Annotated in this window: 29 protein-coding genes and 1 pseudogene; 13 read left to right on the top strand and 17 right to left on the bottom strand. The window is 54.3% G+C overall.

Annotation, left to right across the window (positions count from 1 at the left end; translation table 11 throughout):
- Positions 1-9: 9 nt before the first annotated feature.
- The gene (gene fes / locus JZ655_RS05300) at positions 10-1215 is read right to left on the bottom strand and encodes an enterochelin esterase (protein ID WP_046884336.1); all 1206 of its coding nucleotides are present in this window, start codon (positions 1213-1215) and stop codon (positions 10-12) included.
- 254 nt (positions 1216-1469) lie between these two features.
- Between fes and JZ655_RS05295 the strand changes: the two genes are divergently transcribed.
- Both JZ655_RS05295 and entD read left to right on the top strand, forming a co-directional pair.
- Complete coding sequence (locus JZ655_RS05295; RefSeq protein ID WP_046884337.1) at positions 1470-3710, top strand: TonB-dependent siderophore receptor; 2241 nt, start codon at positions 1470-1472, stop codon at positions 3708-3710.
- Between the two features lie 93 nt (positions 3711-3803).
- Positions 3804-4451, top strand: a complete 648-nt coding sequence (entD, locus tag JZ655_RS05290) for an enterobactin synthase subunit EntD (RefSeq protein WP_207293184.1) — start codon at positions 3804-3806, stop codon at positions 4449-4451.
- Between the two features lie 59 nt (positions 4452-4510).
- Here the strand turns inward: entD and JZ655_RS05285 are convergent, their stop codons facing one another.
- From JZ655_RS05285 to JZ655_RS05270, 4 genes are all read right to left on the bottom strand, one after another.
- Positions 4511-4993 (bottom strand): glutathione peroxidase, encoded by a 483-nt coding sequence (locus tag JZ655_RS05285; RefSeq protein WP_207293183.1) that lies wholly within the window; start codon positions 4991-4993, stop codon positions 4511-4513.
- A 290-nt stretch (positions 4994-5283) separates the two neighbouring features.
- The gene (locus JZ655_RS05280) at positions 5284-5760 is read right to left on the bottom strand and encodes a nuclear transport factor 2 family protein (RefSeq protein WP_207293182.1); all 477 of its coding nucleotides are present in this window, start codon (positions 5758-5760) and stop codon (positions 5284-5286) included.
- Positions 5761-5808: 48 nt separating this feature from the next.
- Positions 5809-6384, bottom strand: coding sequence for a TetR/AcrR family transcriptional regulator (locus JZ655_RS05275; RefSeq protein WP_207293181.1), 576 nt, complete (start codon positions 6382-6384; stop codon positions 5809-5811).
- Positions 6385-6926: 542 nt separating this feature from the next.
- The gene (locus tag JZ655_RS05270; RefSeq protein WP_207293180.1) at positions 6927-7502 is read right to left on the bottom strand and encodes a CGNR zinc finger domain-containing protein; all 576 of its coding nucleotides are present in this window, start codon (positions 7500-7502) and stop codon (positions 6927-6929) included.
- A 92-nt stretch (positions 7503-7594) separates the two neighbouring features.
- Here JZ655_RS05270 and JZ655_RS05265 point away from each other — a divergent pair, with 92 nt between their 5' ends.
- Complete coding sequence (locus tag JZ655_RS05265) at positions 7595-8458, top strand: alpha/beta fold hydrolase (RefSeq protein WP_207293179.1); 864 nt, start codon at positions 7595-7597, stop codon at positions 8456-8458.
- Positions 8459-8544: 86 nt separating this feature from the next.
- Here JZ655_RS05265 and JZ655_RS05260 read toward each other — a convergent pair.
- From JZ655_RS05260 to JZ655_RS05250, 3 genes and pseudogenes are all read right to left on the bottom strand, one after another.
- A pseudogene (locus JZ655_RS05260) lies at positions 8545-9521 on the bottom strand (zinc-binding dehydrogenase).
- 81 nt (positions 9522-9602) lie between these two features.
- The gene (locus JZ655_RS05255) at positions 9603-10073 is read right to left on the bottom strand and encodes an OsmC family protein (RefSeq protein ID WP_207293178.1); all 471 of its coding nucleotides are present in this window, start codon (positions 10071-10073) and stop codon (positions 9603-9605) included.
- Between the two features lie 45 nt (positions 10074-10118).
- A complete protein-coding gene (locus tag JZ655_RS05250; protein ID WP_207293177.1) occupies positions 10119-10895 on the bottom strand; it encodes an SDR family NAD(P)-dependent oxidoreductase in 777 nt (258 codons plus the stop codon).
- A gap of 175 nt (positions 10896-11070) precedes the next feature.
- Between JZ655_RS05250 and JZ655_RS05245 the strand changes: the two genes are divergently transcribed.
- From JZ655_RS05245 to JZ655_RS05225, 5 genes are all read left to right on the top strand, one after another.
- Positions 11071-11994 (top strand): LysR substrate-binding domain-containing protein, encoded by a 924-nt coding sequence (locus JZ655_RS05245; RefSeq protein ID WP_207293176.1) that lies wholly within the window; start codon positions 11071-11073, stop codon positions 11992-11994.
- 153 nt (positions 11995-12147) lie between these two features.
- A complete protein-coding gene (locus JZ655_RS05240) occupies positions 12148-12429 on the top strand; it encodes a hypothetical protein (protein WP_207293175.1) in 282 nt (93 codons plus the stop codon).
- Positions 12430-12465: 36 nt separating this feature from the next.
- Positions 12466-12810 carry a carboxymuconolactone decarboxylase family protein gene (locus JZ655_RS05235; RefSeq protein ID WP_007712977.1) on the top strand — a complete coding sequence of 115 codons (345 nt, stop codon included), beginning with the start codon at positions 12466-12468 and terminating at the stop codon, positions 12808-12810.
- Positions 12811-12853: 43 nt separating this feature from the next.
- Positions 12854-13537, top strand: coding sequence for a cupin domain-containing protein (locus JZ655_RS05230; protein ID WP_207293174.1), 684 nt, complete (start codon positions 12854-12856; stop codon positions 13535-13537).
- A complete protein-coding gene (locus JZ655_RS05225) occupies positions 13534-14613 on the top strand; it encodes a flavin monoamine oxidase family protein (protein WP_207293173.1) in 1080 nt (359 codons plus the stop codon). The genes JZ655_RS05230 and JZ655_RS05225 overlap by 4 nt, the downstream gene beginning before the upstream one ends.
- Positions 14614-15463: 850 nt before the next feature.
- Here the strand turns inward: JZ655_RS05225 and JZ655_RS05220 are convergent.
- Positions 15464-16240 carry an alpha/beta fold hydrolase gene (locus tag JZ655_RS05220; protein ID WP_207293172.1) on the bottom strand — a complete coding sequence of 259 codons (777 nt, stop codon included), beginning with the start codon at positions 16238-16240 and terminating at the stop codon, positions 15464-15466.
- Positions 16241-16527: 287 nt separating this feature from the next.
- Here JZ655_RS05220 and JZ655_RS05215 point away from each other — a divergent pair, with 287 nt between their 5' ends.
- Together JZ655_RS05215 and JZ655_RS05210 are read left to right on the top strand one after the other, a co-directional pair.
- A complete protein-coding gene (locus JZ655_RS05215; RefSeq protein WP_207293171.1) occupies positions 16528-17304 on the top strand; it encodes an MBL fold metallo-hydrolase in 777 nt (258 codons plus the stop codon).
- Between the two features lie 92 nt (positions 17305-17396).
- Positions 17397-18356, top strand: coding sequence for a GlxA family transcriptional regulator (locus tag JZ655_RS05210; RefSeq protein ID WP_207293170.1), 960 nt, complete (start codon positions 17397-17399; stop codon positions 18354-18356).
- Between the two features lie 69 nt (positions 18357-18425).
- On the opposite strand, the gene arsC is transcribed toward JZ655_RS05210, so the two are convergent.
- The 3 genes from arsC to JZ655_RS05195 are packed head-to-tail and all read right to left on the bottom strand — an operon-like array spanning position 18426 to position 20518.
- On the bottom strand, positions 18426-18851 hold the full coding sequence (gene arsC, locus JZ655_RS05205; RefSeq protein WP_207293169.1) for a glutaredoxin-dependent arsenate reductase: 426 nt from the start codon (positions 18849-18851) through the stop codon (positions 18426-18428).
- Positions 18852-18863: 12 nt separating this feature from the next.
- Positions 18864-20153, bottom strand: a complete 1290-nt coding sequence (locus JZ655_RS05200; protein WP_207293168.1) for an arsenic transporter — start codon at positions 20151-20153, stop codon at positions 18864-18866.
- 44 nt (positions 20154-20197) lie between these two features.
- On the bottom strand, positions 20198-20518 hold the full coding sequence (locus tag JZ655_RS05195; RefSeq protein ID WP_040076660.1) for a metalloregulator ArsR/SmtB family transcription factor: 321 nt from the start codon (positions 20516-20518) through the stop codon (positions 20198-20200).
- An 81-nt stretch (positions 20519-20599) separates the two neighbouring features.
- On the opposite strand from JZ655_RS05195, the gene arsH reads away from it, so the two are divergent.
- The 3 genes from arsH to JZ655_RS05180 all read left to right on the top strand — a co-directional run bounded on the left by arsH (position 20600) and on the right by JZ655_RS05180 (position 22756).
- Positions 20600-21298: an arsenical resistance protein ArsH gene (gene arsH, locus JZ655_RS05190; RefSeq protein ID WP_207293167.1), complete on the top strand. Its 699-nt coding sequence runs from the start codon at positions 20600-20602 to the stop codon at positions 21296-21298.
- 24 nt (positions 21299-21322) lie between these two features.
- Positions 21323-21847 (top strand): VOC family protein, encoded by a 525-nt coding sequence (locus JZ655_RS05185; RefSeq protein ID WP_207293816.1) that lies wholly within the window; start codon positions 21323-21325, stop codon positions 21845-21847.
- A gap of 333 nt (positions 21848-22180) precedes the next feature.
- Positions 22181-22756 (top strand): C40 family peptidase, encoded by a 576-nt coding sequence (locus JZ655_RS05180; protein WP_207293815.1) that lies wholly within the window; start codon positions 22181-22183, stop codon positions 22754-22756.
- On the opposite strand, the gene JZ655_RS05175 is transcribed toward JZ655_RS05180, so the two are convergent.
- The 5 genes from JZ655_RS05175 to JZ655_RS05155 all read right to left on the bottom strand — a co-directional run bounded on the left by JZ655_RS05175 (position 22757) and on the right by JZ655_RS05155 (position 26219).
- Positions 22757-23467, bottom strand: coding sequence for an ArsR/SmtB family transcription factor (locus JZ655_RS05175; protein ID WP_207293166.1), 711 nt, complete (start codon positions 23465-23467; stop codon positions 22757-22759).
- The gene (locus JZ655_RS05170; RefSeq protein WP_207293165.1) at positions 23464-23856 is read right to left on the bottom strand and encodes an amino acid-binding protein; all 393 of its coding nucleotides are present in this window, start codon (positions 23854-23856) and stop codon (positions 23464-23466) included. The genes JZ655_RS05175 and JZ655_RS05170 overlap by 4 nt, the downstream gene beginning before the upstream one ends.
- Positions 23849-24172 carry an antibiotic biosynthesis monooxygenase family protein gene (locus tag JZ655_RS05165; RefSeq protein ID WP_046884365.1) on the bottom strand — a complete coding sequence of 108 codons (324 nt, stop codon included), beginning with the start codon at positions 24170-24172 and terminating at the stop codon, positions 23849-23851. The genes JZ655_RS05170 and JZ655_RS05165 overlap by 8 nt, the downstream gene beginning before the upstream one ends.
- Positions 24173-24466: 294 nt before the next feature.
- Positions 24467-24985: a CbrC family protein gene (locus JZ655_RS05160; protein ID WP_207293164.1), complete on the bottom strand. Its 519-nt coding sequence runs from the start codon at positions 24983-24985 to the stop codon at positions 24467-24469.
- A gap of 334 nt (positions 24986-25319) precedes the next feature.
- Positions 25320-26219: a LysR family transcriptional regulator gene (locus JZ655_RS05155; RefSeq protein WP_207293814.1), complete on the bottom strand. Its 900-nt coding sequence runs from the start codon at positions 26217-26219 to the stop codon at positions 25320-25322.
- Positions 26220-26283 lie beyond the last annotated feature (64 nt).

Below are 26283 nucleotides of genomic sequence, written 5' to 3'. Positions count from 1 at the left end.
CAGACTCCGTTATTGAATAAGCGGCTGCCAGAGCGTCATCAGCCCCTGCGTCAGCCCTCCGCGCCAGCAAAGTGCATCATGTCCGCCGTCAACCTGACGCCAGAAAACCGGCAACTGCGTGCGTTGTAGCTCGGCATAAAGTGCCTGTCCGGCACGCAGGATCAGCGGCTCGCGGATCCCCGCTTCAATGACGATGCGCAATCCCTGCGGCGTGATTTCATGGTTTTTTAGTTGGGTAATCAATTGCCCGTCCTGCTGAGCGCCGCGATGGGGCCACCAGAACGACCCCGACTGGCTGAGCACGCAGCCAAAGCGTTCAGGCCAGTTAAGCCCGGCATACAGCGCAGAGAGGCCGCCAAAGCTCTGCCCGGCCACCACCGTGCGGTCGGCCCGGTCGCTGAAGGGGGCGATGGCCTGCACTTGCGGCAGTAATTCGTCCTGCACTGCCAGCCAGAAATCGGGGTTGCAGGGCAGCTCGCGGCTGCGGTGGGCGGTATCGATCACATCGATTAACAGATAAACCGCCGGCGGCAGTTTTTCCGCCTGAGTCAGGGCCGTGAGCGGCGACCAGACGGGCATACTCTCGGCCCAGAACTGCCCGTCCAGCAGCACTGCCAGAGGGCGTTCTGTGGGGGCGTCATCGCCGGTGGTGAAAATCCAGACCCGACGGCTATTGCCCAGCCTGTCGCTTTGCCAGGTGATGCAGCGTGGTTGCGCATGGCTACACGTCGTCATCTCCCAGCCCGGCTGCGCCGGCGCACCGGGCATCTCCAGCGCCGAGACGGGGTGCCCGCGCCCACCGCGCCAGCTCCAGGCGTTGAGCGGATCGGCAATGGCCTGCGGCAGCAGCTTACGCCAGCCTTCGCGCAGGGCCATACGATCCGGCGGATCGGCAGCAAACACGGTGTCGGCAAAATCGTTGTCATTCACGGAGGGGATAAAGCAATAGCTGCCGCGCCAGTGCGGGCTGAAGGTGCCCTGCCACTGCCAGACATCGGTGCCAGGCAGGCGCGTCAGAGATTGTGGGCGGGCATTGTGGTGATGGTCGGTGACGCCGGTGATATAGAGCCAGACTCGCTTTAACCGCGACGTCTGCTCGGTGCCGGCCGGATCGCGCCAGTAAAACGTGACCCGATAGTGATCCCCTTCCTGCACCTTCTGCGGGCCATTTACCGCCCGCCACCAGGCGTCGCTTCCTGTCTCCAGCGTTGTCACTGAATTAACCCCATGTTTACAGGCCTGTTTTTGATCAACGATAATTTATATCGATAATATTATTGATAACTATTTGCATTTGCAATAGCGTATGGTCGCGCTGTGGGAAGCGTGACCATTTATTAACCATGCCTGGCGTTGTGTACTGATCAGGAACGAGCAGTTTACACAGCCTTGCGGGCGACATCCTGCCGCCTCCCTGCCCTTTCGGGAACGGAGCCAGGGGAACGCGGCAACGAAAAGCAGGACACACAATGAACAACAAGATTCACTCACTGGCCGTACTGGTCAACCTGGGGATTTTCGGCACGGCCCTGCCCGCTATGGCCGCTGAGACGCCCGCGCATGAAGACACCATGGTTATCACCGCCGCCGAGCAGAACCTGCAGGCACCGGGGGTGTCGAAGATTACCGCCGATCAGATCCGCAAAAATCCTCCTGCACGCGATGTGGCAGAGATCATCCGCACCATGCCTGGTGTCAACCTGACCGGTAACTCCACCAGCGGCCAGCGCGGTAACAATCGCCAGATCGATATTCGTGGTATGGGGCCAGAGAACACCCTGATTCTGATTGATGGCAAACCGGTGACCAGCCGCAACTCTATCCGTCTGGGCTGGCGCGGCGAGCGTGATACGCGTGGTGATACCGGCTGGGTACCGCCAGAGATGATTGAGAGCATTGAAGTTATTCGTGGTCCTGCGGCTGCGCGTTACGGCAACGGCGCGGCGGGCGGCGTGGTGAACATTATCACCAAAAAATTCGACGACCAGTGGCACGGCTCCTGGAACACCTATCTCAACGCGCCAGAGCACAAAGAAGAGGGTTCAACCAAACGCACCAACTTCAGCCTGAGCGGGCCGCTGGGGGGCGATTTCAGCTTCCGCATGTATGGCAATCTGGATAAAACCCAGGCCGATGCCTGGGACATCAACGACGGTCATCAGTCTGAACGTACCGGCGCCTACGCCGACACCCTGCCAGCAGGCCGTGAAGGGGTCGAGAACAAAGACATTAACGGCGTGGTTCGCTGGGACTTCGCGCCAATGCAGTCGCTGGAGTTCGAAGCGGGCTACAGCCGTCAGAACAACCTCTACGCCGGTGATACGCAAAACACCAATAACGACAATGCGAAAGAGGGTCTGGTTAAGAAAAATTACGGTAAAGAGACGAACCGTATTTATCGCCAGAACTTTGCCGTCACCTGGAACGGTGGCTGGGATAACGGCGTTACCACCAGCAACTGGGCGCAATACGAGCATACCCGTAACTCCCGTCTTGGCGAAGGGCTGGCAGGCGGTCTGGAAGGGTTGTTTAACAGCAATCAGTTCACCGATACCGACCTGGCAGACGTCATGTTGCACAGCGAAGTGAATATTCCGATCGATTTCCTGGTCAATCAGAACCTGACTCTGGGCACCGAGTGGAACCAGCAGCGGATGAAGGACTCCACCTCGAACACGCAACCCTTGCAAGGCGGCGCGATCCCGGGCATGAGCGACGATCGCAGCCCGTATTCGCAGGCCGAAATCTTCTCTGTCTTTGCAGAGAACAACATGGAGCTGACCGACAGCACCATGCTGACCCCGGCGCTGCGTTTCGATCACCACACCATTGTGGGTAACAACTGGAGCCCCTCCCTGAACCTGTCGCAAGGTCTGGGGGATGACTTTACCCTGAAAATGGGTATTGCCCGGGCCTATAAAGCCCCAAGCCTGTATCAGACCAACCCGAACTACCTGCTGTACAGTAAAGGCCAGGGTTGCTACGCAAGCTCCGACGGCGTGGGCTGCTACATGATGGGCAATGACGACCTGAAGGCCGAAACCAGCATTAACAAAGAGATTGGGCTGGAGTGGAAACACGATGGCTGGCTGGCCGGCGTGACCTGGTTCCGTAACGACTATCGCGACAAGATCGAAGCGGGTTACGCGCCAATCGGTCATACCTCAACCAGCAAGGTCTCTACCGATATCTATCAGTGGGAGAACGTCCCGAAAGCCGTGGTAGAAGGTCTGGAAGGTTCGCTCAATATCCCGGTTAGCGATACGGTAAACTGGTCCAATAACCTCACCTATATGCTGCAAAGTAAAAACAAAGAGACCGGTGACCGACTGTCGATCATCCCTGAGTACACGCTGAACTCGACCCTGAGCTGGCAGGTACACCAGGATGTGTCGCTGCAGTCGACCTTCACCTGGTACGGCAAGCAGCAGCCGAAGAAATACAACTACAAAGGCGAACCGGCAACCGGCTCTGAGAAAGACGAAGTGAGCCCATATAGCATTGTTGGCCTGAGCGCGACCTGGGATGTCACCAAAAACGTGAGTTTGACCGGCGGCGTGGATAACCTGTTTGATAAACGCGTGTGGCGTGCGGGTAACGCGCAAACCACGGGTAATGACCAGACCGGGGCCTATATGTACGGCGCAGGGGCTTATACGTTTAACGAACCGGGACGCACCTGGTACATGAGCGTGAATACGCACTTCTAAGTCATCCTGATAACGGCAACCTGGATGGGTTGCCGTTTTATCGCCTCCCGTGCGATAACATGGGTTTTAAACCCGTGCGAGATCCCGGACGCCATGTATTACACCACATCCACTTTTCAGCTCGCCGGCACCACCGTCCACACTGTGACCTTCGATCCCGCCACCTTTACGGAGTACGATCTCCTCTGGCTCCCCCATCATACGCAGCTCGCTAACGCCGGGCGCAAGCGCAAAACAGAGCACCTTGCCGGGCGGATCGCCGCGGTCTCGGCTCTCTCATCGCGGGGGGTATCGACCGTGCCGGGCGTAGGTGAAAACGGCGAACCGCTCTGGCCGACGGGCCTGAATGGCAGCATCAGCCACAGCGGCCATATCGCGATGGCTATCGTCAGCAAGAATTCGTTAGTGGGGATTGATTATGAAGCGATCCTCGACGAAAAAGAGGCTCTCGACATTAAAGAGGGCATTGTTAACGACGTGGAAAGTAGCCTGCTGCTCAACAGCGGCTTGCCCTTTCCTCTCGCCTTAACGCTGGCCTTTAGCGCCAAGGAGAGCCTGTTCAAGGCGCTCTTTCCCAGGGTGAAGGCGTATATGGGTTTTGAAACCACCCGCGTCAGCGCCATTACTGACCATAGTCTGCAACTTACGCTGTGCCAGCCGCTGGCGGGATTCCAGGAAAATCATGCTTTTACTCTGTTCTGGCGCCGCTTCAATCACGCGCTAGTCACGCTCATCGACTGAGCCCTTCGCCTTCAGGTGGCGCTTCTCTTTCAGAACCGCAATAGCCCGGGCCGATACGATTAACGCTCAAGCGCAGCGATAATGTCGGCTTCTATATTTTCCGGTTTGGTGAACGGGGCATAACGCTTGAGGGGTTTGCCGTCCCGACCAATCAGGAACTTGGTAAAGTTCCACTTTATCCGCCCGCCCAGCACGCCGGGCAACGCCTCTTTCAGGTAGCGAAACAGCGGGTGCGCGGCGGCGCCGTTAACTTCCACTTTCTCGAACATCGGAAAGCTCACACCGTAGTTGATGTGACAGGTCTGCTCAATATCATCGGCTCCGCCGGGCTCCTGCTTGCCAAACTGGTTGCAGGGAAAACCAAGCACCACCAGCCCCTGGGCCGCATACTTTTGGTAGAGTGCTTCAAGGCCGGCATATTGCGGCGTGAAACCACAATGGCTGGCGGTATTTACTACCAGAATCACTTTGCCAGCATAGTCGGCCATCGGGATGGGCTCGCCACGCAGTGTACTGGCAGAAAAAGGGTAAAAGTTGGTCATATTGCGGTCCTCAGCGCTCACTCCGTTCGTCAGCATATTGCTGTTATGGCTTATCGCGTATGTCATAGCCCAGATTCGGCGGTGTTGTTCGGTGGGTCGTTTTGCCGGGTAGGCTATGTGCGGGTCATAGTTGCAGAGATGCGGAATAATAACAATGAAGCCTTTGGGATCTGGGCGCTTATGCTGGCCCAGGCTCGCAGAATGTCAGATTGGTGACGCGCGAAAAGCGAGGCTCCCCGAAAATGAACTGAGACAGCCCTGCTTTATCTCACGCGCAATATCTGACTGACTTACAGGCCGAGGTCAGAGAGGCTCGGGTGATCGTCAGGGCGACGGCCCAGCGGCCAGAAGAACTTACGCTCGCTCTCTTTGATAGGCATGTCATTGATACATGCGAAGCGACGTTTCATCAGGCCATCAGCCTCGAACTCCCAGTTTTCGTTGCCATAAGAGCGGAACCAGTTGCCTGAGTCATCACGCCATTCGTAAGCATAACGCACGGCAATACGGTTCCCGCCAAACGCCCACAGCTCTTTAATCAGGCGGTATTCGAGCTCTTTTTTCCACTTACGGGCGAGGAAACCTTCCGCCTCTTCGCGGTTATTGGCGAATTCGGCACGGTTACGCCATTTGGTATCCAGCGAGTAAGCCAGCGCGACTTTGGCCGCATCGCGCGTGTTCCAGCCATCTTCAGCCAGACGGACTTTCTCAATGGCGGTTTCCAGCGTAAATGGCGGAAGCGGCGGACGGACTTGTGTATCGGTCATGGTAATATTCCTGTTAACTTGATTTAAAGGTAATAAAAGATTCGTTGCTCAGGCCCCGGCTGAGAGCCGTTCCAGTAAAACTTTTGCCATTTCCCGTGCGTCGTCAGCGGCGTTCCGGTCACCCATTACGTATGTCATGGTGATAGCCCCCTCGATCAGAAGCAGCAGTTGTCTGGCCAGCGCAACAGCGTGCTCAGGGTTCAACTGCTCGCTGAGTTCGAGCGCGTAATCCAGCAATTTTTGCTTATGCATTTTCGCTATCTGGCGGACGGGATCCTCCGGGTCCCCCACTTCTCCGGCCGTGTTGATAAAGGCACATCCCCGGAACCCCTCGGACTCAAACCAGCTTTTCAGAACGGTGAACATATTCAGAATGCGGTCCCTGGGCGTTTCGCCTTTATCAGACTCGGTTCTGAACCACTGCATCCACCGTTCGTCACGCTCGTTTAACGCGGCTGATGCCACGTCCTCCTTGTTCGCGAAATGGCGATAAATACTTTTCCTGGCGACGCCCGAGGTCTTCACCAGAAGGTCCATGCCCATGGCGTGGATCCCGTTCTGATAGATGAGCTGCTCAGCGGTGGCGAGGATTTTTTCTCGTGTATCAGTTGGCTTCTTGTTCATGCCTTAAAGGTAGAACGATCGTTCTACCTGGTCAAGCATTTGTTATTATTTCTTTTTTCAGAAGGGATAAATCACGAAGGGGAAGTCACATAAGCAGTTGAATAAAATGTGATTTTATATTCAGCGTTGTAACAGGAGTTCGCTTGAACAAATACGCATTCAGAAATAAATCGGGCGTGGAGGAAGAAATTTGAGGCTGGGTCAGATGACGATAAACGTAAAAATGCGGGGATAGTGCTGCGCGCCGATCAACGCAGTTTGTTGGATTGAGTGCGAGATTTGCCTGGCAGACCCAGGCTCTCTTTAACCGCCCGGCGCATTTGTACTCTGTCGAGAATGATACTGGTCCGCTCGCCAGGTATGGTCAGCCTGAACTCACCATTTAATGGCATCGGGGATATCAGATACCATCGTCCATTAAAGATAATCCAGTTCACTTCATACCCAATCAATACGCGAAAAGCTTTGCCGCCCGGAGCGCCGGGCACCGTATGTTTTTAACTGTTTGTCACACCGCACTTTTACAGGTGCGGCCTGAACGACTATGAACTTTTCCTGTTTCGAAACGCGGCCACTTTCATGCGATTACCGCAGGTGGCCATACTGCACCAGCGACGGCGGTGCGATTTACTCAAATCGTGAAAAAGTAAAACACAGTTATGCGCCTCACACTGGCGTACATATTCGAATTTTTCATCTGTGACGAGTTTTACCAGGGCGTCGGCGATGGGCCAGAGCAGGCTGGCAGGACTCTCAACGCCGCAATGTACATCGACACGATAGCGCTGTGTATCCTGCGCCCATTTTAGCCTGACCTCAGGCCGCCCTTTTTCAAGAATCCGGTTGATGACCGTCAGCTCTGCCTCACGGGACTGCATCGCGGCATGCACGACGGCTCTGGCAGCTTCACGGAGCTGGCGGGCCTCCGTCAGTAATTCAGGCGGAGCCTGCGTTCCTTCAGGCACCAGGCCCGCCCTCTCCAGCCAGTCAATAACGCTGAACGCATCCTCAAAGCAATCGTGTCGCTCGTCACCCATCCCATATTCACTGTTGATGAAATCCAGCGCGAGGTTATCAGCCAGGAAGAGCGGCGGAGAAGAAAGCTTTTCGATGTTCATAGGCACCTGTAACCCATTAAATAATTTTGACAGGTTACCAAAAATATGTGTAACCTTCAATCAAGCGCTTTAAAGGTTACAAGGGGTTTACTATGACGTCTCCATATTCAGGATCTTCATCCGCCGATAACGCATCTACCGCGCAGGTTCATTACCTCTATCAACAGGCGGGTAAGGTTAACGTTTTTTACCGTGAGGCAGGCGATCCGGCGTCGCCTGTTCTGCTGCTGCTGCACGGTTTTGCAGGCTCATCATTTATGTTCCGCGACCTTATTGCCCAACTGGCCGATCGTTACCGTCTGATAGCCCCCGACCTGCCGGCCTTTGGTTTTACCGAGGCGCCAGCGCGCGGCGACTACGCGTATACCTTTGACCAGCTGGCTGAAACCATTGACCAGTTCACTGAAGCGCTCGGCCTCGACGCCTATGCTCTGATGGTTCACGACTATGGCGCCCCCGTCGGGTGGCGTCTTGCCCTCGCGCATCCACAGCGGGTTACCGCCATCATTTCCCAGAATGGCAACGCTTACGAAGAGGGGCTGGGCGAGGCCTGGGCGCCTATTCAACGATACTGGCGCGACCCGACTCCCGAGAACCGCAGCGCGCTGCGTGAATTTCCGACGCCCGCCTCAATCAAATGGCAGTATCTGGAAGGGGTAAGCGATGCGAGTCTGGTCTCTCCGGATGGCTACTCGCTGGAAGGAATGCAGGTATTACGGCCGGGCAATGCGGAGATCCAACTCGATTTATTACTGGATTACGCTTCGAATGTACGGATGTATCCGCAGTTTCAGCAGTATTTCAGGGACTACCAGCCCCCGCTGCTGGCGGTCTGGGGTAAACATGATCCGTTCTTTATGACCGCAGGTGCCGAATGGGCAGCGTGGCCAGAGCACTACTGGGCGCGATTGCGTTTCCGACAATGGCCCCGGTGGCATAAAAAACGACCGAGTTAGCACCGGCAAGAGCCTGCGCGGCGGAGAGGCGAATAATATTCTTTTTCTGATCTGCGACAGGCAGGAACTGTTCTGTGGACATGTGATTAATTATCCTGATTCATTGTGAGCACCATCCGGTAACGTACCTTGCCCATTTTGAGTCTGCTGAGCGCCTCGTTTGCCCGTTCAAACGGCAACTGTTCGGTGACAGGCAACGTCTGGAAGAGATGGCTGAAATGCAGCGCGCGTTCGGTTTGAGCCGGTGTGCTGACGAAGGACCCGGTCAGCGAGCGTTCAGCACCAATCATCATACCCGGCATAATCTGTAGAGGCGTGCGTCCGGTACCCAGCAGGACGACTTTTCCCCGGGGGGCCAGAGCAGGCAGCAGGGCTGAAAGCGTTTCAGAATCCGCCGCCGTAGCCAGAATAAGATCCACGCCGCCATCTTCTTTAAGGCACGCTGGGCATCTTCGCTGAGCGCATCGATGTAGTGATGCGCGCCCAGCTGAAAGGCTGTACGCTCTTTCTCACGACCACGCGCTATCACCGTCACCTCAAAACCCATGTGACGAGCGTACTGAACGGCCATGTGCCCCAGCCCCCCCATCCCGAGAACAGCCACTCTGTCGCCCGCCCTGGCACCGGAGTGACGCAGCGCATTAAAGGTGGCAGTACCGGCGCAGAGGATCGGCGCGGCATGCACGGAAGAGAGCTCTGCGGGAATAGCGATCAGCGCGGTATGGCGCATAACAACATACTCTGCATAGCCGCCATCGCAGCTGAGACCCGGTGTTAACTGGTTTTCACACAGATGAAAAAGTCCGTTACGGCAGGGCTTACATTGTTGACAGTAGCCCCCTAAACGCCCGATCCCGACCCGCTGGCCGGTTTGCCAGATATCGGGCACCCTGCCCCCCTTCCGGGTGATGTATCCAATAATTTCATGGCCCGGAATTCGCCCGGGCTGGCCTGCCTGCGGCGCTTTTTCTGTATCCCGGAGATCGGCACCACATACGCCGCATGCTTCAATTTTGATGAGCACTTCATCAGGAGCGGGAGCAGGTATCGGCCGCTCTGTCATTTCCAGCACGCCGGGGGCGACAACCTGCATAGCGCGATATTTTTTATTCATAAGTTGCACCGGTTGAATAATGGGGCCGCGTCAGATAAGGATTAAATCACCCTCTATCGTCATGTTCTGAGCCAGTAACCACCGGTTAAGGGAGGCGTTAATGACTCGCTGATGGACGCATTCAAATTGATGGGCCGTTCCATTCCCGCTGACGTGAATGACGTACTGCAGCCTGCCAGGGGAGAGTTCTGTCGTTTTGTCACAGAGTTGGGTGATTTCCGTCAGGAGTTCGCCGCGGGTCTCGATATCGAGATGGGTGAGCGTAAGGTCCGCCCCTCTGGCTTCCTGAACAAAAGCGGCCGTCATGCAGGCGTTAAAAGCGGCCAGCATCAGGTCCTGAGGAGCGGGGGCCCGCCCTTCGCCACCCAGCGCGACAGGTTCATCGGAATCGATAACGTGGCTTTGACTTCTGTCACCCGTAATGGACCGGCAACGCGTGCGGCTCGCCATCCCCCCCTGCCACGTGGTGACAAGGTCATAGTTTGCGGTCTGGATTTGCATAGGTACTCCAGTGCCGCACGCGGTCGCCCGCGTGCGGCAGAGTCATCAGGCGTTACGGCCAGCCATCACGCCACCATCGATATCCCAGATGGCGCCAGTGACCCAGCCAGTCTTGTCAGAAAGCAGGAAGGCGACGGTCTCCGCGATATCCACCGGCGTACCCACGCGGCCAATCGGGTGGAAGCTGTCGAAGCTGTTCATCACGTCTTTCACGTCGTCTTTCGGAATGAAGCCTTCGTAGATCGGCGTGTGAACGACGGCCGGAGAAACCGCATTGACGCGGATCCCTTTTTCGCCCAGCTCAATCGCCAGGTTTTTGGTCAGTGCGTGCAGACCGGCTTTCGCCATCGAGTAGGCTGAAGACGGTGTGGCACCAATGGCCTGCTGCGCCCACATGGAGCCGATGTTAACGATAGAGCCTTTAATGCCGGCCTCAACCATGTTGCGCACCACGTCGCGGGTAATGAAGAAGGTCGCGCGGTTGATGTTCATGTACATGTCGTAATCAGACATTTCGTGTTCGGTGAAAGGTTTCGGGAAGAATACACCGGCCGCATTCACCAGCAGGCTAATGTCTTTATGCTCAGCGTTGATGGTGTTCACCACGTGCTGCATGCCTTCTTCTTTCATCAGGTCAGCCACGATGATGGATACCTGGCCGTCAGCAGCCAGCGCCTGGCGTGCCTGCTCGGCTTTGTCCTGACGATTACCAACCAGTACGACACTACCGCCGTTTTTCAGAACCAGCTTCGCTGTTTCAAAGCCCATTCCACTGGTACCACCAACCACTAACAGTTTTTTACCGGCAAAAGATGCGTTCATCGCTAACCTCTTTAAATTCATTTGGTTGTCATTGATGAAAAGCCCTGCTCCTCATCGTGTGAAGCCAGAATGCCACCCTGAAGCCGGATTGACGACTGAGAAGAAATTGCGACACAGGAAAGAAAATCTTTCTCGCTCAGGTATACTGAAAAAACACTGAATCAGGATACCTGCAATGCGATCGCTAAACCGACTGAAGTGGCTGCATGCCTTTGAGGCCACTGCCCGGCACGGCAGCTTTACCGGCGCCGCCCAGGAGCTGGGCGTTACGCCAGCCGCCGTGGGCCAGCTAGTCCGCTCACTGGAGGACTGGGTAGGACACCCGTTGCTCCACCGCACCCGCTCCGGGAAAGAGCGTCTGACCCTCGTGGATGAAGCGCAGGAAGCCCTGCAGGACATCACCCAGGGGCTGGATAAACTGGAAACCGGGTTAAATAAACTGCGCGGCCGTCGGGCACGCTCTGTTGTGATAGTGACCGCCTCGCAGGTTTTGATGATGAACTGGCTGATGGATCGCCTGAACCGCTTCTCAGAAACGCATGAAACGATCGACCTGCGGCTTAACGTGACGGAAAAGCTGATGGATGTGTCGCACGGTGAGGCGGATATCGGCATCCGCTGCGGTCAGGGGGACTGGCCCGGCGTGAATAAGACCTGGCTAATGGATGAAGAGGCGGTGCTGGTCTGCAGCCCGCGGCTGGTCCCGGCAGAGAAAATCACCTGTGCTGAGTGGCTCGCCACGCAAAAGTTGATCCATGATGACACGCCGCATCCGGGGGCGAATTTTCCCTCATGGGACGATGTCCTGAGCGCCGTCGGTGCGCCTGAAGCGCAGGAAAGCGGCCTGCATATTAACTCCACCTCTGCCGTTATCCTCTCCGCCCTGAGTGGACGGGGGGTGGCCGTGGTGCGTTACGCCCTGGTGAAGCAGTTGATTGAAACGGGACAGCTGGTTCAGCTGCACTCCGACCATCGCTGGCCACTGACCTGGTCTTACTACCTGGTCACTCCGCAGCAGAACGTCATGCGTGAAGAAGTCAAAGTTTTCCACGACTGGCTTGTGCAGGACGTCCTCTCTGAAAATACGCCTCAAGCATGAGGCGTTAATTCCATAACAGGCGCGACATAGAATTTCTTCTCCGCATCGCAAGATTATCTGATTTGTTGGCGCTCGCGAGCTTTCCGATAATCCCTCTCAACGAACGGCAGTGGCCCTGACGGCATTGCTTTAACCTGAGCGAAGGAGAGAACGATGGCTTATCTGCAAATCACCCTTGATATCAGCAATGAAAACCGTGCGGCAGCCGCGGGTATCTATCAGAAGTACAAAACCCCGTTTCTGACCACCATCGACGGTGCCACCTCGAAAGAACTGCTTATCCGCGACCAGGACGTGCAGGTGTTGCACGGTTTTGCGACCACAGCCCAGGCGCAGGCGTATCTCAACAACCCGCTTTTCACCCAGGATGTAGTCGCAGGCCTGAAACCTTACCTGAACAGCGACCCTGATGTACGTATCTACGACGTTATGTAATTAACGTTTTTCTGAGACAAAAAACCGGAGTTTTCAATGTTCTTAAACTGGAATGAATATCGGAGCGGCCTGCTCGCCACCATTGGCAAATTTGCCAAACTGCAGCCTGAGTTTATGAAAGGCTTTCAGCAAATGGATAAAGGCGCGTCTGAAAACAAGCACCTTGATCCTAAAACCCATGAACTGATCGCGCTGGCCGTGGCTGTCACCACCCGCTGCGACGGATGCCTGGCGGTGCACGTGGATGCTGCGGTCAAGCACGGCGCCACACGGGAAGAGATTGCCGAAGCGCTTGCCGTCGCCATCAATCTGAATACCGGTGCGGCACTGACTTATACCGCGCGTGCTCTGGATGTTTACGATAACCTGCCGAATAAATAAACCCGCAAACGGCACCCCACTGGGTGCCGTCAACTGACTGATTATGATGTTACTGAATTCTGATTTCTCGCAAAGAGCCATCATCACGCCGGATGATTATCGTTGGATCCCCTCTCCGCAGCCGGGCGTGGAACGCGTCATGCTCGACCGGATAGGCCGTGAGCAGGCCCGGGCCACCAGCCTTGTCCGCTATGCGCCGGCATCGCTCTTCCCCGAGCACAGCCACCCTGGTGGCGAAGAGATACTGGTGCTGAGCGGAACGTTTACGGAAAACGGGATGGATTACCCTGCAGGCTGGTATCTGCGTAGTCCGGACGGATCGTCCCATCAGCCCTCCAGCCGCGACGGCACGACGATTTTCGTCAAACTGCGCCAGATGACCGATGATGAACGCCAGCCCGTCAGAATCAATACACATGATGATCATAACTGGCACGGCCAGCCGCAACGAAGAATTTGCCCCCTGTTTTCTGACTCGCGAGAAACGGTACTACTCCAGAAACTGGCGCCGGGCGAACGCATCTTCTGTGCGCCACTTATCGGCGGTGCTGAACTGCTGCTTCTGGAAGGGGCATTAATGGCACCGGAAGGCCGCTACGAACAGGGGAGCTGGTTACGGTTTCCGCCTGGCGACATGCCCGCCCTGACAGCCACCGCCAGTGGCGCACTTTTTTATCTGAAAACCGGGCACCTCAGCCCTGCCACCCTGACCGGAGCCACACCATGAGAAGCAGCGTTATTATTATCGGGGCAGGCGTTAGCGGGCTCTATGCCGCCACGCTACTGGAAAAAGCAGGCGTGGATTATGTGATTCTGGAAGCGCGGGACAGGACAGGCGGCCGTGTGCTGTCCGACGAAGTTGCAGGGCTGCATGTGGATATGGGGGCAGCCTGGTTCTGGCCGCAGATCCAGCCTGAATTCGCGCAACTCATCGGGCAACTGGGACTCACCGTCATCCCACAGGGGCGACCAGGCGATATGTTGTATGAGCGCCATCCCTCCTCCCCGGCGCAGCGTTATCCTGCCTATGAAACCGCACCGCCATCATTCAGGCTGAAGGGGGGTATGCAGGCCCTGACGGCCGCACTCAGGTATCAGGTTTCGGCGAACAAAATTAAGCTGGGTCAGCAGGTGAAATCCATTATTCGCACCGAAGAGGGAATGCAGGTCCTGGCCCAAACCGGGGCGGGAGAGGAAACCCTCTTTACCTGCGAGCACATTTTTCTTGCCCTGCCGCCCGCGCTGGCTGCAAACATTGCTTTTAGCCCGGCGTTGCCTGAGGCGCTGCTTTCAAACTGGCGCACTACGCCAACCTGGATGGCACCCCATGCAAAGTATGTCGCCGTCTACAACACCGATTTTTTGCAAGCTCAGCGGCTTTCCGGCGATGCCAGCAGCCAGGCTGGCCCGATGGTTGAAATTCACGATGTCTCCGAGCCTGACTCAGGGAAAACGGTGCTCTTTGGCTTTATCGGCGTACCCGCTAAATCAAGATGGACGGTCAGCGAAGAGATGCTCATACAACTTTGTCGTGAGCAGCTGGCGCGCCTGTTTGGACCGGATGCGGCCGCTCCTGAAGCGGAGTTCCTGAAAGACTGGGCAGCCGATCCGTTTACGGCCACGGAATTCGACCTGCTGCAGGAAGCAGGACATGCGCTGCCTGAGTCAGTCCCGGATCGTGGCGAGTGGACAGGAAAAATAACGGGTATTGCCAGTGAATGGTCACCACAGTTTTCAGGCTACCTCGCTGGCGCAATCGACTCCGCATCCATGGGTATTCAGGGCTGGCTACGGCAGCGATAACCTTTCTTAGCCTTACCCCAGAGGATAATGTTCTGGAAGCATGAGTGGGGTTCGATAATGACTCAACTTAAGGGCAACGACGGCTTCTGAAACCTTCGCTTCTGGCATCAGGAGGATGTACGCCCTGCCCTTAAGTCAGTCCGGACTTGCTGGTTGAGCTCCGGCAGCAGGTGAGCGTGAAGAGGCGTTAAACCAGGCAAGCTCATCGCAATAACACACAAAGCCGAGATTACACAAACTTACACAAATTCACTTTCCTATACATTTTGGTGGTGTGATAGTGAAATTGCACGTTACGTCAAAATCCATGATTTTTGTGTCAACTATCAAAGAAATGAATTTTGATGAGAGTACGTTAACCGGGGATGACAACGTCATTGATCATTAAACAGTGGCCAGAGTTGTAATATCAACGCTGAAGCTCATAACTTACTGGCACAAAATACCCCCCCCACACTCATAGTGCGCCATATAGCCGATAAATAAGTATCAACGAAGGATGCTGCAATGGTTATTAAAATATTATCTTTTATATCCAGTTTATTACTGGGCCTTGCACTATTGAGTGGTTCCTCGATTGTTGACTTGTCATGGTTTTCGTTGCCTGAGGAATTTTCAAAAATTACAATTACCCTAATCACCCTGTTTTCAACCGCTAAATTTATAGATATCGTTTTGGCAAAAATATTAACCCTCATAAAGTGATGCTTTGTAATAAATGACGGTTCAAGCCAGTTCGAATATATAAATCTGCTCTGTGGAGCATAAGCATTTAGCGTGATGACCCATCACACCTCATACAAGCCACCCCCGCAGGTGGCTGCGTCGTTAATGGGCACATACAGAAAGATTATTCAGCAAAGCAGCGAGCTGCATGCTCTTCAACAAAGGTCGTAACGGTTTCCGGTGCCTCCAGCGGCGGGAAGTGGTTGACCCCCTTCAGCACCTTTAGCTCTGCCCCACCGCCCAGCAGTTGCTGCAGCGCGGTGGCAAAAGGAAGCGGATTAGGCGCATCGTTTTCACCCTGCAGGATGAGTGCCGGTGCGGTAATAGCGCAATAGCGATCGGCCATTTCATGGTTCAGGAATGCAGCGGCATTCGCCTGCAGCGCATGCGTCGCCCATTTTGCGGCCTCGGCACCCACGCTTTCCGGGACGCCAAAGGGTTGATAAAAGGCCACCGCACCGGAAGGCGTGGCAACCGCTTCGCTAACCCCCTCCACGGACATACCCGCGTCGCGCATCTGCTTGCCGTCTACGTAGCAGGCGGTATAGACCAGTCCGGCCACCCGCTGCGGAGAGTTCGCTGCAAAGGTGGAGATGATATTGCAGCCGATCGAATGAGAAACCAGTACCACAGGCCCGTTGATGCCAGCCGCATCAATCACCGCTTTTAAATCCTCTGCGTGACGCGGAATGCTGTATGCCTCTGCCTGCAGGGGTTTAGCGGAACGGCCATAGCCGCGGCTGTCATAAGAGACCGTGCGGAATGTCCTGGACAACACGTCGGTCTGTGCCTGCCAGATATCGCTGATGCCAAAATAGCCGGAAACAAAAACGATCGGCAGGCCCTGCCCCTTCGCTTCGTAGTAAATTTCGATGCCGTCATCGGTGAGTGCGTATGCCATAGTATTACCTCGGATGTTAACAGTCCGAAAAGTATAAAAAGCGCCCCGCAACGGCGTGAGAGGCCAGGAAGTCAAAATGCGATGATATCGGGCCAACCTCGTTTCCACAGGAGACAGGCCGGTCGCCAACGGGAAAGGGATAATGCTCTGAGCGCAATGGCATCGCTTTTTGACCCTTTTTCATCGAAGAATGACCTGCGCGCGCCTTACCCCTCTTCCGCAGCTTTTTTATACTGCGCTCTCCATGCACAGACCGCATCGCTGCGGTGTACCTGACGGAGTAAAAAATGCAGCTGACTCAAATACGAAACGCCACACTGAAGCTTGACTATGCCGGGGTTCGCTTCCTGATCGACCCGATGCTCGCGGATAAAGAGGCCTGGCCCGGCTTTCCCGGAACGGCGCGTTCTCACCTGCGTAACCCTCTGGTGGCGCTGCCGGTTTCCGTTGACACCTTGCTGGACGTAGATGTGATTATCGTGACGCATACGCATCAGGATCACTGGGACGAAGCGGCTCAGCAGCTCATCCCCAAAGACAAGGTGATTTACACTCAGAATGAAAGCGATGCGTCACTTATACGCTCTCAGGGCTTTACCGCAGTCAGCGTGCTGGCTGACACCAACGTCATTGCCGGCATTAACGTCGTGAAAACCGATGGACAGCACGGCAGCGATGAAGCCTATGCCATTCCTGAAGTGGCCGAACGCCTGGGCGATGCGTGCGGGCTGGTCTTTTCCGCCGAGGGTGAAAAGACGCTCTATATTGCCGGCGACACCATCTGGGTACCGCCGTACGTGAGCAGCCTGAAGAAATACGCGCCGGACGTCGTCGTCCTCAATATCGGATGTGCGACGGTCGACGGGATTGGCGCCATTATTATGGGTAAAGAGGATGCCCTGCGCACGCTGGAGATTCTGCCGGCAGCGACCCTGGTGGCCTCACATATGGAAGCCGTAAACCATTGCCTGCTCAGCCGCGCTGAGTTGCGTGCATACACCGCAGAAAACGGTCTGCAACAAAAGGTGCGGGTGCCTGAAGACGGCGAGACGCTCAGTCTCTGATGCACAACCTGTCTGCAGGCGGCTAAAATCTGATTGCCGCCTGCCGGCAAAACGTCGGCCACACCCGATTTAATCAGTAAAAGGTCTCTATTATGTCCGCTCTGCATGTTGCCGTTATTGCCACGCCGGGTTTTAGCCCGTTTCACTTCTCCGTTCCGTCCATGGTCTTTGATAAGGCCATGCCGGAGCCGGGGCTGTTCGACGTGACAATCTGTGCTGAGCAGCCTGGCACAGTGGAATCTGATATCGGGATTTCCATTAGCGTGGAGCATGGCGCTGAGCAACTCGAGATTGCAGACATTATTATCGTCCCCTTCTGGGAGCATCCCGGGGTGCGTCCCTCCCCTGCCCTGCTTGATGCCCTGCGAGCGGCCTGGCAACGCGGGGCTGAGGTGGTGGGGCTATGCCTTGGGGCTTACGTACTCGCCTATGCCGGACTATTGGATAACCGCCGGGCCTCGACGCACTGGGAGTTTGAGCAGGATTTTGCCGGGCGCTTTCCGCAGGTCAGGCTGGACGGTAATGCGCTCTATACCAGCGATGAGCGCCTGATCACCTCTGCGGGTACGGCCGCAGGCATAGACTGCTGCCTGAATATCGTGCGGGAACATTACGGATCTGCACTTGCGAACCGCGTGGCCCGGCGAATGGTCATTCCTCCGTACCGTGAAGGGGGACAGGCGCAGTTTATTGAGCACGTGGTGCCGGAGACGACGCGTGACGAGCAGATTAATGACCTTATTAACTACCTGCGCCGCAACCTGGACAAGCGCCACGATATTGACTCTCTGGCCGGTTTTTCCGGCATGAGCCGGCGCACGCTGACGCGCCATTTTGTCAAGGCAACCGGAATGACCGTCAAAGACTGGCTCAGCGCCCAGCGTCTGCAGCGCAGCCAGGAGCTGCTCGAAACCACGGATCACAGCATTGACGTAGTATCGTCCCTGGTGGGATACCAGTCCCCGGTCTCTTTTCGCCAGAGTTTCAAGGCGCGCTTTAATGTCAGCCCCAGCGAATGGCGGCGCACCTTCAGGGGACCGGGACTGTTTTAAAGAGCGTGCCCACGCAGGATCGTTGGCATTTTCTGAGACAGCCAGCCCGGCTCAACGAATGAGGTCCAGCTACTTAATTCGCTGACCGGTCTCATCAATCACTTTTTCACCATCCTCTTTCGTGAAAGCGCCCTTCTGACCTTCAGGCAGGATCTCCAGCACCACTTCTGAAGGCCGGCAAAGCCTTGTCCCAAGCGGCGTGACCACCACCGGTCGATTGATCAGGATGGGATGCTGAAGCATAAAACCAAGCAGCTGCGCATCAGAAAATATCTCCTCTGCAAGACCCAGTTGCGCATAAGGTTCAACGTTCTGACGCAGCAACGCCCGCACCGGGATCCCCATATCGTTGATCAGCTGCACAAGCTCATCGCGGGTGGGGGGCGTATCGAGATAATAGATAATGTTCGGTTCGTTCCCGCTGTTACGGATCATCTCCAGCGTGTTACGGGAGGTGCCACAGGCCGGGTTGTGATAGATGGTGATGTTGCTCATATCAGTATCTCATTACAAAGTGACAGAGAGCCGCCACGCCAGCGCGGCCAGAGTGACAAAGAGCACGGGCAGGGTCATGATGATGCCGGTGCGGAAGTAATATCCCCATGTGATGCTCATGTTTTTCTGTGCCAGCACATGCAGCCACAGCAGCGTGGCCAGGCTACCTATCGGGGTGATTTTCGGGCCTAAATCGCAGCCAATGACGTTGGCGTAAATCATCGCCTCTTTAATGACGCCGGTTGCTGTACTCCCGTCAATAGAGAGGGCGCCAATCAGCACCGTCGGCATGTTGTTCATCACCGACGAGAGAAATGCGGTCAGGAAGCCGGTGCCGAATGTGGCTGCCCATAACCCCTTATCCGCCAGCAGATCCAGCACGCCCGAGAGCGACTCCGTGAGTCCGGCATTGCGCAGGCCATAAACCACCAGGTACATGCCGAGCGAGAAGATCACGATCTGCCATGGCGCCCCACGCAGCACCTTTCCTGTATTGATGGCATGACCTCGCTTCGCCACCACCAGCAGCACAGCCGCGCCAGATGCGGCTATTGCGCTGACCGGGATCCCCTGCGGCTCCAGAACAAAGAACCCAATCAACAAGAGCAGCAGCACAATCCAGCCCGCCCTGAAGGTCGCCGGATCCTTTATCGCGCTGGCAGGCGTTTTCAGAAGCGAGACGTCATAGGTCGCCGGGATATCGCGGCGGAAGAAAAGATGCAGCATGACCAGCGTGGCCGCAATGGCCGCCAGGTTTACGGGGACCATGACCGAGGCGTACTGCGTAAAGCCCAGGTTGAAGAAATCCGCCGAGACGATATTTACCAGGTTGGAGACGATCAGCGGCAAACTGGCGGTATCGGCGATAAACCCTGCCGCCATGACAAAGGCCAGCGTCGTCCCCTGGCTGAACCCCAGTGCGAGCAGCATCGCAATCACGATTGGCGTCAATATCAGCGCTGCGCCGTCGTTGGCAAACAGCGCAGCCACCGCAGCGCCAAGCAAAACTATCCAGGTAAAGAGCAGGCGACCCCGTCCGTTCCCCCAGCGTGAAACATGCAGCGCGGCCCATTCAAAGAAACCGGACTCATCAAGCAAAAGGCTAATGATGATCACCGCAATAAAAGCGGCCGTGGCATTCCAGACGATGTCCCAGACGACGGGAATATCCTCGACATGAATAACTCCCGTAACCAACGCCAGCCCGGCTCCGATGCTTGCGCTCCAGCCGATGCTAAGCCCCCTGGGCTGCCAGATGACCAGAACCAGCGTCAGGATAAAGATACTCCCTGCCAGAAACATTTTAGGCTCCTTTATATATGATTATACGTATATGATTACACTACTCAGCAGGAGGTACAGGCGGATTTTTTTAACCATTCACCCACCTCTTCGCGCAGGCACTGCCATGACATCGTTATTGTTTCACTGGCCCACGCCGGCATGTGGGGAGAAAGACGATAGTGGATCCATTTGCCTTCCCGACGATCGAGCACCAACCCTGCTTCACGCAGGATAGCCATATGCCGGGAAATTTTGGGCTGTGACTCCGAAGTAGCCGCGCAAATATCGCAGACGCACAGCTCACCCGAATGCCGGAGAAGCATGACAATGGCAAGGCGGGTCTCATCCGCCAGGATTTTAAAAAGCTGCACAGGCTGTAGCATTTTTTGCTCCGTTCCCTTTATCTTTCATATATGGTAAATCATATGTGTATTTTTTGAAATCATCATCTCCCGGAGTAAACAATGGAACAGTTCCCTGCCCTGAACGCTGAATGCTTTGACCAAAAGATTGCTGAACGCCTGCAGCTTCAGGAGCCGCCACGTATTCTGATTTTGTACGGCTCGGTAAGGGAGCGTTCGTACAGCCGTTTCGCAGCGGAAGAAGCGGGTCGCCTGCTGACGGCGATGGGCGCAGAGGTGAGACTGTTTAACCCTTCCGGTTTACCCCTGCCGGATGACGCCCCGGATACACACCCAAAAGTGGCCGAACTGCGCGGGCTGGTCAGATGGTGTGACGGCATGGTGTGGAGTTCCCCGGAGCGGCATGGGGCCATGAGCGCGGTGATGAAAGCCCAGATTGACTGGATACCCTTAAGCGAAGGCGCCCTTCGCCCCTCCCAGGGGAAAACTCTGGCGGTGATGCAGGTCTGCGGCGGCTCGCAATCTTTCAATGCCGTGAACCAGATGCGTATTCTGGGCCGCTGGATGCGGATGTTCACCATTCCCAACCAGTCCTCAGTCGCCAAAGCCTGGCAGGAATTTGATGAAAATGGACGAATGAGGCCCTCTTCCTGGTACGATCGTATTGTCGATGTGACCGAAGAGTTATTTAAAATCACGCTGCTGCTGAAGGGCCAAACAGATTATCTCGCCGATCGTTATAGCGAACGAAAAGAGAGCCACCAGGCGCTCTCCGTCCGCGTTAATCAGGAAAAAATTTAACGTTTATCTCTTCGATAAGAGAGACTGCGTAGAGTTGGCAACGTCCGCTTCTGGCCAAAGCGGACAACAGATCTGCAACAGGCAACGGAATTTCTGCAGAAGGCGCTGGATGCAAAATATGTTTATGACGGCCTGACGGACAAGGACACACCGCTGAAAGGGGCTGATGCCGAGAAACAACTGGGCTTAACCTCTGGCTCAATGATGATCAAGCAGCGGCTACTGCGCATTGGTAATGGGCCAAACCTGGAACTTTTTGAAATTATCAGTGAAGATCAAACGAAGCCGGTAAGAGTGCAGGATTTTGGCTGGAAACATATTTCTTTATACGTAGACGATATCAATTACGCCATTGAAAGAGTGAAGGCTGCGGGAGGCAAGTTTCTTTCAGAGCCCCACGGAAACTCGCGTCATGAAGACACTGAAAATAATGCCGGCGTATACTTTTATACCCCCTGGGGAAGTATTGTCGAGTTGCAATCGATACCCAATGGCTATTACTACCCTGACGATAGCGAAGCGAAAATTTGGGTATCAGGTTGGCGATAATGCAGAGCAACATCAGTCGAAAACGAGTACGGGTGCAAAACTGTTTATTGTTGACTAACTCTCTTGCAACCCAGCCCTATAAACCACGGCTTATGGCCGAGAGCGATGGGAGTTCAGCATGACGGTACTGGCGTGGAAGGAATACGTGCGACGCCAGAGGAAGCGCGAAATTAGCCTGCTGAAAGGCCATGACAATACCAGTAACGAGAAAGATAACTGAAAAACATTAACAAGTTATGAATTTTGTAATGTAGAGTAAGTTGCTCACATTATATACAGGGGTAATCCTTCTGTCGGGTTAGTATGACATTCCGGTTACCTGTATAAATGTTTATGAAACTTATAAGTATTAAATTAGTTATTCTTTTAGTCGTAGCGATTATTTCCGGTTGCAGTGAGAAAAGAGTTCATAATGTAAAAAATAATAACAATAAATCTCTTATCAAATCTAACAGTCATTATTCCCCGGATTTAATTCCTGTCGTGGCTGCGCTGCACGATCAGTTGAACACCTGGCGTACGGCTCCCTATCAGTGGGGAGGGACTGATATTGATGGTGTCGATTGCTCCGGGTTTGTATGGAGAACCCTTAAAGACAGGTTCAACCTTCCTATGAAACGTGTTACCACTCATGATCTTATTCATATGGGGGTAAAGGTTGATAAAAAAAATCTTCGTGCGGGAGATCTTGTTTTCTTCAAAATTAAAAATGGCTTCCATGTTGGTTTTTATGATACCAATAATAAGTTTATTCACGCGTCAGTCAGTAAGGGTGTCACCCGTTCGTCTTTAAGGAATGTATACTGGAAGAGAATGTATATTGGCGCTCGTCGATTGCCGAATAACATCAGCGAAGTTATTACGATGAATCATAAATTGCCAAAATATGCACATGACAATCCTCTTTAATCAGGTAATTTTAAGCCCAAACAGCCGATACATGGCGACCTTGCCTGAATCGGTTAGTTTCACTTCACGATATCCCGGTGTACGCGTTATCCACTCTTTTTCAAGAAAAAGCGTAAGCAGTGCCGAGCCAGCATTACCGCCGAGGTGGGAACGTCGTTCACTCCAGTCCAGACAGGGGCAACAGTGCTTGCGGCGCGAGCGTGAATTCAGTACGACGCCCATTTTCTCAAAATGTATTTTGCCGGCTGACGTCAGTGCCGAGCCGTCGGCTTCCAGCCATTTTTCCCGCAGCATACACTCATAAATGTTGACAGCAAGCTCGCCTGCCAGATGGTCATAGCAGGTGCGTGCATAACGAAGAGAGTGCGGTGTACTACAGGCAGGAGCCTTACGAGTACGCATGGACACACCCATCAGGTTTTCCAGCAGTCCGGCGATATGATGTCCCGCAAGGCTGTAATAGCGATGACGCCCCTGCGTCAGGCAAATAACCAGACCGTTGGTAAGAAGCCGGTTTAGGTGCCCGCTGGTTGTCGAGGCTGCTATATCAGCCACTACGCTAAGTTCGGTGGCTGTCCATGCGCGCCCGTCCATCAGGGCGCACAGGATGCTGACCCTGGACGGGTCAGACAACGCAAAAGCCACCATTGCCATGGATGTTTCAAGGACATCATCTGGCTCACTGTCGTGCTTTGTTTTAACGAGGTTCATTCAGAAGGTATTGCCCATTTTTGGGTTACTTCAGCTGCCCGGGCATCATCATCCGTAATGAGGATGAGCCGGTTACTATGGTCACTGTACTGTACCAGAATATTGATCCCGTTCCGGGCAATTGTATTCGCTATTTCTCCCAGCTCTCCGGGCCGTTCCTGAGGTAACTTTCTTACCAGAGGACGACACAGGTTGCGGACTTCAAAACCGGCTTCAGTCAGCACCCTGCGGGCTTTTTCACCGTCTTCAACCAGGAAATGTGCGTGCCCGCCTTCTGCTCCTGTAAATACGCCACCGCCTTCAAGTCCCACTCCGTTTTCGCCCAATACACTCCCCAGTGAACCAAGGGAACCCGGGCTATTTTTGAGAATAACGTGAATGTCATACATGCTGATTTGTTCCCTTATCTGAAGAGTAATCACGGAGTACGCTGGCTACCCGTATTCTGTAGAATGAAAAAATCGACTGCTTCCCTTCTGTCTGAGCAGCCTGATGCATCACATTTCGCTTCCATCCCGCTACAGATTCCTCATCTTCCCACCACGACAGCGAAAGAATTTTTCCGGGTGTAGTCAGGCTCTGGAAACGCTCAATTGAAATAAAGCCGGGCGTGTCGGATAAGAGAGGCTTCAGCTCCGAAGCGAGCTGAAGATATCTTTCCTGCGCTTCTGGCAGGGCATCTGCCTCAAAAAGTACTGCAATCATGTTTCGCTCCATTGTCAAATTTCGGACAGATTAATGATGACGGAGGCATGTTGCTTCGGTGGGCGCCGAAATATGCCAGTGCGTTAGCGAAGCTTTGATCATGATAAAGCAAAGTACATTGCAAGGCCTGCGCGCCCTGAAAAGGAAACATTCGCGGAATCAGAAGGGGCCACACGATATGGCCCGGATGGCCCTGAAGGTCCGCTCTGAGCAAAAGCGGACGTTAACATTTATCAAAGAACGCAAACGTGCATATCGGTATCGTGGCGACTCAACTCTCTTTGTTCACAGGAACTATGAGAAATCCCAATTAAGAACGATAGCGTTGCAGTGTTTACACGAGAATTTATAAACCCCCTGATCTCCTCCGGGTTGATACCCGCTCATAAAGGTATCCCAGTCATTCCGGCTTTGGTCGTATCTTTCCATCCAGATTTGGATAGTTTTTTCATCTGCTTTAATTATATCCTGAGCAGTAGCATCGCCATGAAATTCACACGCGTCATTACAATGCGTAGCCCACTCCTGATCTTGCCAGGTAAAGATGCCCGGTGTGCGGCAAGAAATTTCACTCGAGACGTTCTCATCGACACATTCAGGATCTATTTCATTAAAAAAATCGACTAAGCCGGATTGAACAGCCTCACCAGTTTGAATGCAATCCGGGCACAGGCTGGCATCATTATCCGCCGTGGAATATTGGGGGCCGATATATTTAGCATTGCTAATTTTTTTACAGCAATCACAAGTAAATGACTCATCGGCAAATACTGTCGATAAGTAGTCGTCACTCATATAATTAAATCGGGACATATCTCATCCTTAATTTACCCATGCACTTATTGGCACAATAACACAGGGAAAGCGTTATACATACGGACACGAAGGTGTCGTATACCCTCTCTGATAAGTGCTATAGGCAAGTCGATTACTGGCGTTTCTGAACGCCCCGCCTATTCAAAATGACCGGTTTCTGGGACAGATACGCAAACAAAGCCTTAACGCAATGATTCACCTTTCGACAGTTGGGGTAAATAAACTTCCGCTTCTGGCGCAAAGCAAGCCAGGTTGTGAGCCAACGTCCGCTGTGAGCAAAAAGCGGATACTGCATTCGCAAGCGATCCCCCCAAATGCCCATGCAGACTTATTAGGTCTCATCCTCGTCCCGAAAAAGCGTTTCGGCCATAAAGTCGATGAACACGCGTATTTTGGGTGAGAGAAACTTACTTGAGGGCCATAACAATCTGAACGTACCCTGATGCGCGATATGCTGATCAAGGACGAGCTGAAGTTGGCCTGTCGCCAGAGAGGGCCGAATCATGAAATCCGGCAGGCAGGCTATGCCCAGCCCTGCCAGGGCAACGTCCATCAGTGCGGCCGAGGTGTTGCATATCATCGTTACTGGTGGGCTTACGACCGGTGTATCAGAGGATGTTTTCAGCGGCCAGGGTTCAAGCCTGCCCGTACTAGGAAATCTGTGGTGCAGGCAGGCATGCTGGATCAGATCGTTAGGGGTTTCGGGTACCCCGAACGCTTCCAGATAGCCCGGTGAAGCAACCAGCTTTAGTTGATAGTTGCCCAGCGTGCGTGACATAAGGCGTGAATCAGCCGGTTCACCGGTACGCATCACTACATCGAATCCCTCTTCAATCACATCTACCATGCGATCCGAAAAATCCACATCCAGCTCGACCTCGGGATAACGATGCATGAAGGCGGTTATGGCAGGCATCACCAGCATACCAACAAGAGGCATACTGATACGCAAGCGCCCGCGGGGTTGTAGTCTGGTTTCAGAAAGCTCCAGCTCGGCGGCTTCCACTTCGCTCAGAATGCGGCGGCATCGTTCAAGGAACAGACCGCCCTCAGCGGTGAGCCTTATGCTACGCGTGCTGCGGTGAAACAGGCGGACGCCCAGCCGCTCTTCCAGCCGGGAGACGCTTTTGCCTACCGTTGATGAAGAAACGCCAAGGTTTCGACCGGCCCCGGAGAAGCTCAACGCTTCTGCTGCCTGCACGAAAAAGGTAATACCACTCAGTGATTCCATCATTAACAACACTTAAGAATATTTGTCCGATATGTTTTGAACATTAGCATTATTGTCCTGAATA

The sequence above is a fragment of the Leclercia pneumoniae genome (genome assembly GCF_017348915.1).
Lineage (GTDB): Bacteria > Pseudomonadota > Gammaproteobacteria > Enterobacterales > Enterobacteriaceae > Enterobacter > Enterobacter pneumoniae.
This window is presented reverse-complemented; position numbering and strand designations above follow the sequence as displayed.

Bases quoted from the DNA above. Each gene is read 5' to 3' on its own strand.
- JZ655_RS05295 (WP_046884337.1), top strand. From the start codon at position 1,470: ATGAACAACAAGATTCACTCACTGGCCGTACTGGTCAACCTGGGGATT.
- entD (WP_207293184.1), top strand. From the start codon at position 3,804: ATGTATTACACCACATCCACTTTTCAGCTCGCCGGCACCACCGTCCAC.
- JZ655_RS05285 (WP_207293183.1), bottom strand. From the start codon at position 4,993: ATGACCAACTTTTACCCTTTTTCTGCCAGTACACTGCGTGGCGAGCCC.
- JZ655_RS05280 (WP_207293182.1), bottom strand. From the start codon at position 5,760: ATGACCGATACACAAGTCCGTCCGCCGCTTCCGCCATTTACGCTGGAA.
- JZ655_RS05275 (WP_207293181.1), bottom strand. From the start codon at position 6,384: ATGAACAAGAAGCCAACTGATACACGAGAAAAAATCCTCGCCACCGCT.
- JZ655_RS05270 (WP_207293180.1), bottom strand. From the start codon at position 7,502: ATGAACATCGAAAAGCTTTCTTCTCCGCCGCTCTTCCTGGCTGATAAC.
- JZ655_RS05265 (WP_207293179.1), top strand. From the start codon at position 7,595: ATGACGTCTCCATATTCAGGATCTTCATCCGCCGATAACGCATCTACC.
- JZ655_RS05255 (WP_207293178.1), bottom strand. From the start codon at position 10,073: ATGCAAATCCAGACCGCAAACTATGACCTTGTCACCACGTGGCAGGGG.
- JZ655_RS05250 (WP_207293177.1), bottom strand. From the start codon at position 10,895: ATGAACGCATCTTTTGCCGGTAAAAAACTGTTAGTGGTTGGTGGTACC.
- JZ655_RS05245 (WP_207293176.1), top strand. From the start codon at position 11,071: ATGCGATCGCTAAACCGACTGAAGTGGCTGCATGCCTTTGAGGCCACT.
- JZ655_RS05240 (WP_207293175.1), top strand. From the start codon at position 12,148: ATGGCTTATCTGCAAATCACCCTTGATATCAGCAATGAAAACCGTGCG.
- JZ655_RS05235 (WP_007712977.1), top strand. From the start codon at position 12,466: ATGTTCTTAAACTGGAATGAATATCGGAGCGGCCTGCTCGCCACCATT.
- JZ655_RS05230 (WP_207293174.1), top strand. From the start codon at position 12,854: ATGATGTTACTGAATTCTGATTTCTCGCAAAGAGCCATCATCACGCCG.
- JZ655_RS05225 (WP_207293173.1), top strand. From the start codon at position 13,534: ATGAGAAGCAGCGTTATTATTATCGGGGCAGGCGTTAGCGGGCTCTAT.
- JZ655_RS05220 (WP_207293172.1), bottom strand. From the start codon at position 16,240: ATGGCATACGCACTCACCGATGACGGCATCGAAATTTACTACGAAGCG.
- JZ655_RS05215 (WP_207293171.1), top strand. From the start codon at position 16,528: ATGCAGCTGACTCAAATACGAAACGCCACACTGAAGCTTGACTATGCC.
- JZ655_RS05210 (WP_207293170.1), top strand. From the start codon at position 17,397: ATGTCCGCTCTGCATGTTGCCGTTATTGCCACGCCGGGTTTTAGCCCG.
- arsC (WP_207293169.1), bottom strand. From the start codon at position 18,851: ATGAGCAACATCACCATCTATCACAACCCGGCCTGTGGCACCTCCCGT.
- JZ655_RS05200 (WP_207293168.1), bottom strand. From the start codon at position 20,153: ATGTTTCTGGCAGGGAGTATCTTTATCCTGACGCTGGTTCTGGTCATC.
- JZ655_RS05195 (WP_040076660.1), bottom strand. From the start codon at position 20,518: ATGCTACAGCCTGTGCAGCTTTTTAAAATCCTGGCGGATGAGACCCGC.
- arsH (WP_207293167.1), top strand. From the start codon at position 20,600: ATGGAACAGTTCCCTGCCCTGAACGCTGAATGCTTTGACCAAAAGATT.
- JZ655_RS05180 (WP_207293815.1), top strand. From the start codon at position 22,181: ATGAAACTTATAAGTATTAAATTAGTTATTCTTTTAGTCGTAGCGATT.
- JZ655_RS05175 (WP_207293166.1), bottom strand. From the start codon at position 23,467: ATGAACCTCGTTAAAACAAAGCACGACAGTGAGCCAGATGATGTCCTT.
- JZ655_RS05170 (WP_207293165.1), bottom strand. From the start codon at position 23,856: ATGTATGACATTCACGTTATTCTCAAAAATAGCCCGGGTTCCCTTGGT.
- JZ655_RS05165 (WP_046884365.1), bottom strand. From the start codon at position 24,172: ATGATTGCAGTACTTTTTGAGGCAGATGCCCTGCCAGAAGCGCAGGAA.
- JZ655_RS05160 (WP_207293164.1), bottom strand. From the start codon at position 24,985: ATGTCCCGATTTAATTATATGAGTGACGACTACTTATCGACAGTATTT.
- JZ655_RS05155 (WP_207293814.1), bottom strand. From the start codon at position 26,219: ATGGAATCACTGAGTGGTATTACCTTTTTCGTGCAGGCAGCAGAAGCG.